Origin of the sequence: Roseicyclus sp. (assembly GCF_052168335.1) — a bacterium.
Lineage (GTDB): Bacteria > Pseudomonadota > Alphaproteobacteria > Rhodobacterales > Rhodobacteraceae > Roseibacterium.
Genome location: NZ_JBQLZP010000365.1, coordinates 1 through 3,645 on the forward strand (window position 1 = coordinate 1; position 3,645 = coordinate 3,645).

3 protein-coding genes are annotated in these 3,645 nt (G+C 69.7%); 1 reads left to right on the forward strand and 2 read right to left on the reverse strand.

Translation table 11 applies throughout. The features are described 5' to 3' along the window. Together ACTS11_RS11235 and ACTS11_RS11240 are read right to left on the reverse strand one after the other, a co-directional pair. On the reverse strand, positions 1–1,010 hold a 1,010-nt coding region (locus ACTS11_RS11235), incomplete at its 3' end, for an ABC transporter substrate-binding protein (protein WP_442640402.1). A 265-nt stretch (positions 1,011–1,275) separates the two neighbouring features. Continuing rightward, positions 1,276–2,865 carry an ABC transporter substrate-binding protein gene (locus tag ACTS11_RS11240; RefSeq protein ID WP_442640403.1) on the reverse strand — a complete coding sequence of 530 codons (1,590 nt, stop codon included), beginning with the start codon at positions 2,863–2,865 and terminating at the stop codon, positions 1,276–1,278. Positions 2,866–3,007: 142 nt separating this feature from the next. Here ACTS11_RS11240 and ACTS11_RS11245 point away from each other — a divergent pair. Beyond that, positions 3,008–3,645: Crp/Fnr family transcriptional regulator (locus tag ACTS11_RS11245; protein WP_442640404.1), on the forward strand; the 638-nt coding region annotated here is incomplete at its 3' end.

Consider the following 3,645-nt stretch of genomic DNA (forward strand, 5'->3'; position numbering starts at 1 on the left):
TGCGCGGGGCGCTCGGCATGGGGTTCGGAGAAGCCGCTCGTGCCCTCGGCGACCAGTTGCGCCGCGGGTTCCGCCGAGCCGCGCATGATCGTCTGGAGGATCGCGGGCACGTTGACCGCATGGGCCACCGCCGCGCGCACCCGCACGTCGCGGAACGGGTTCTCCGCGCCGTTGCGGAGCGTTTCGTGGTCATGGGCGAAGCCCAGCATGATGACCCGGCTTTCGATCCCGCGAATGACCCGCGTGCCGTCGCCCGCGTCCACCCGCTCGGCGTCCTGCACCGGGACGGGCTCGATCATGTCGACCTCGCCCGAAAGCAGCGCCGCGACCGCCGTGGCCGAGTTCTGGATCGGCGTGAAGACGGCGCGCGTGATGCCGTGCTCCGCCTCGCCCCACCAGCCCTCGAAGGGCTCGAGCACGGTCTGCAGATCGGGCTGCCGCTCGACCAGGCGGAAGGCGCCGGTGCCGTTCGCGTTCCGCGTGGCGTAGTTCTCGGTGTCGCGCGAGGGGACCGCGGCGTCGTTCGCCTCGGTCCAGCCCGCGTCCATCATCATCCAGTTGGCGATGGAATCCGGGAACAGCGGCTGCGGCGAGTTCGTCATGATCTCGACGGTGTAGTCGTCGACCACGACGACATCCGAGACCGGGGCGAACCAGCTCCGCACGTCGGACGCCTCCGAGGCCGCCCGCTCGTAGGAGAAGAGGACGTCCTCGGCCGTGAACTCCGCCCCGTCGTGGAACGTCACCCCCTGCCGGAGCGTGAAACGCCACCCCGCGCCGTCGCCGATCGGCTCCCAGGAGGTGGCGAGCGCGGGCTCGATCGCCATGTCGGGCCCGCGGCGGACGAGCCCCTCGTAGACGTTGTTGAGGAAGCCCAGGACCGGCGTGGAACTGACGGCGTGGGGGTCCATCGAGCTCGGATCGGTGGTCGAGGCCCAGCGGAAGGTCTCGGCCGAGGCGGGCAGCGCGAGCGCCGCTGTCGCCACGGCGGCGAGGAGGTGGCGGGTCATGGGTCTTGTCCTTTCAGCCTTCACGAAGGGCACGCGCGCTGCGCCGCCCCGTCCCGGGGACGATCCCTGCGCCGCCCCCCTCCCGGGGCGGGCCACCCTCGGCCCTCCCCTGCGTCAGGCTGACGCAACGGGCGACGTCTGGCCAGCCGTCGCCCCTTCACTTGCCCGTGAGCCCGGAAAACGAAGGCGCCGCCCGGGATGTCCCCCGGACGGCGCCCCGCATGTCGCGGGTCCGGCGGCACGGAGCCGCCGAACCGTCAGCCGGTCACTCGGCCTCGAAGTACTTGAAGAGCACCTGGTCGTCCGCGTCCACGACCGTGTCCCACCCGTCGGCGATGCCCCAGTTCAGGATCTGGTTGTGGATCGGGATGTAGATCACCTCCTCCTCGGCCATGGCCCAGAGCTCGGCGATGGCCTGGTTCCGCGCCTCGAGATCCACTTCCGAGGAGAGACCGACGATCATCGCGTCCATCTCCGGGTTGGAGTAGCCCGTGCCGTTCCAGCTGCCGCGGTCCGCGGTCTTGGTGTGGTAGAGGAAGTTGAACACGTATTCCGAATCGTAGGTCGGAACGCCCCATCCCAGCAGGTAGAAGTCCGTCTCGCCGTTGGCGATCAGCGGGAAGTGCTGCGCCCGCGGCAGCGCCGAGAGGTTCACCGTGATGCCGATCTGGGCGAGCATCCCCACCGCCGCCTGGCAGATCGCCTCGTCGTTGACGTAGCGGTCGTTCGGGCAGTCGAGCTGCACCGAGAAGCCGTCGCCGTAGCCGGCCTCCTCCATCAGCGCGTTGGCCGCGGCGATGTCCCAGGCCGGGTACTGGTCGAGCTCCTCGGTCCAGCCGTTAACCGGGGGCGGGTTCACCACGCCCGCGGGCTCCGACTGGCCGCGCATGACGACCTGCTGGATGGCCTCGCGGTTGATCGCGATGTCGATGGCGCGGCGCACGCGGACGTCGGCGAAGGGGTTCGCGCCCTCGACGTTGTCGTTGCCGATGTCCTCCTCGCCCACGTTCATCCCGAAGAAGATCACGCGGTTCTGCGGCGCGCTGATCACGTCGATGCCGTCCGCGTCCTGAACGCGCTGGAGGTCCTGCACCGGCACGTCCTGGATGAAGTCCACCTCGCCCGTCAGGAGCGCGGCGACCCGCGTGGCCGGGTTCTGGATCGGCGTGAAGACGATCTCGCTGGCGGCCAGCGGGAACTCCCCGATGCCCCAGTAGTCGGGATTGGCCGACAGGACCGTGCGCACGTCCGCCTCGCGGCTCTGGAGCACGTAGGGCCCGGTGCCGTTGGTGTTGCGCGCGGCGAAAGTGTCCTCGCCCGCGGCGTAGTCCTGCACGTCGACCGCGTCGTTGGCGGTCGCCCAGCCCTCGTCCATCATCATGATGTTGGTGAGGTTGTTGGGCAGGAGCGGGTTCGGCCCGTTCGTCACGATCTCGATCGTGTGCGGCCCCGTCGCGCGCACCTCGGCGACCGAGCTCAGCAGTTCCTTGAAGTTCGAGGCCTCCGACATCGCACGGTTGAGCGAGAAGACGGCGTCGGCGCTGTCGAATTCCTCGCCGCCGTGGAAGGTCACGCCCTCGCGCAGCTGGAACACCCAGACGTTGCCGTCCTCGGCCGAGGGCTCCCAGCTCGTGGCGAGCGCGGGCACCATCTCGCCCTGCATGTTGCGCAGGATCAGCGGCTCGTAGATCTGGTGCATGAGCGTCGTGGTCGGGCCCTCGTTCTGCGAATGCGGATCGAGGGTCAGCGCCTCGGCGGCGCGCGCCCAGCGGAGGGTTTCGGCCGAGGCGGCGGCGGTCGTCAGCGCCGTCGTGGCCAGAAGCGCCGCCCCGAAGGCGGCGATGCGGATGGTCATGGAAGGTCTCCCTGTTTCTATTGTTGGACCTGCCAACGAGTATGGACAGCCCGGCCCGCTTGTCCAGACGCGCCCCGGCGGAAACCACTCTGCCCAGCGGCGCGGACGGGGGGTGCATTGCGCCCTCCCCCGCAATAGATGCATGGTGGAGAGGATCGCGCGGGAGACCCGGACCATGGCCGTCGGCGTGGAAGACAAGGACTGGATCGAGCGGTTTCAGGGCCTCAAGCGGCTCGAGCCGCGCATCCGCGACGTGCTCACCTCGCGGAGCCAGGTCGTCCGCATCCCGGCGGGCACCGTCATCTTCGGCCCCGGCAAGTCGCCCGAGAACATGCTCCTGATGCTCAAGGGCACCGTCCGGGTCCAGCAGCTCGCCGAGAACGGGCGCGAGGTCGTGCTCTACCGCGTCACCGCGGGCGAGAGCTGCGTGATGACGACGGCCTGCATGCTCGCCTACGAGGACTACTCGGCCGAGGGCGTGGCCGAGACCGACCTCGTGGTCGCCGCCGTGCCGCGCGCGGTCTTCGACGACCTCATCGCCTCGTCGAAGGAGTTCCGCACCTTCGTCTTCACCGCCTATTCGCGGCGGATGACCGACCTCTTCCACGTGATCGAGGACATCGCCTTCCGGCGCATGGACATCCGCCTCGCCCAGAAGATCGTGGAGCGCGCGGACACGGGCGTGCTCAAGGCCACCCACGCCCAGCTCGCCGCCGAGCACGGCACCGCGCGCGAGGACATCTCGCGGCAGCTCGCCGAGTTCCAGCGCCGCGGCTGGAT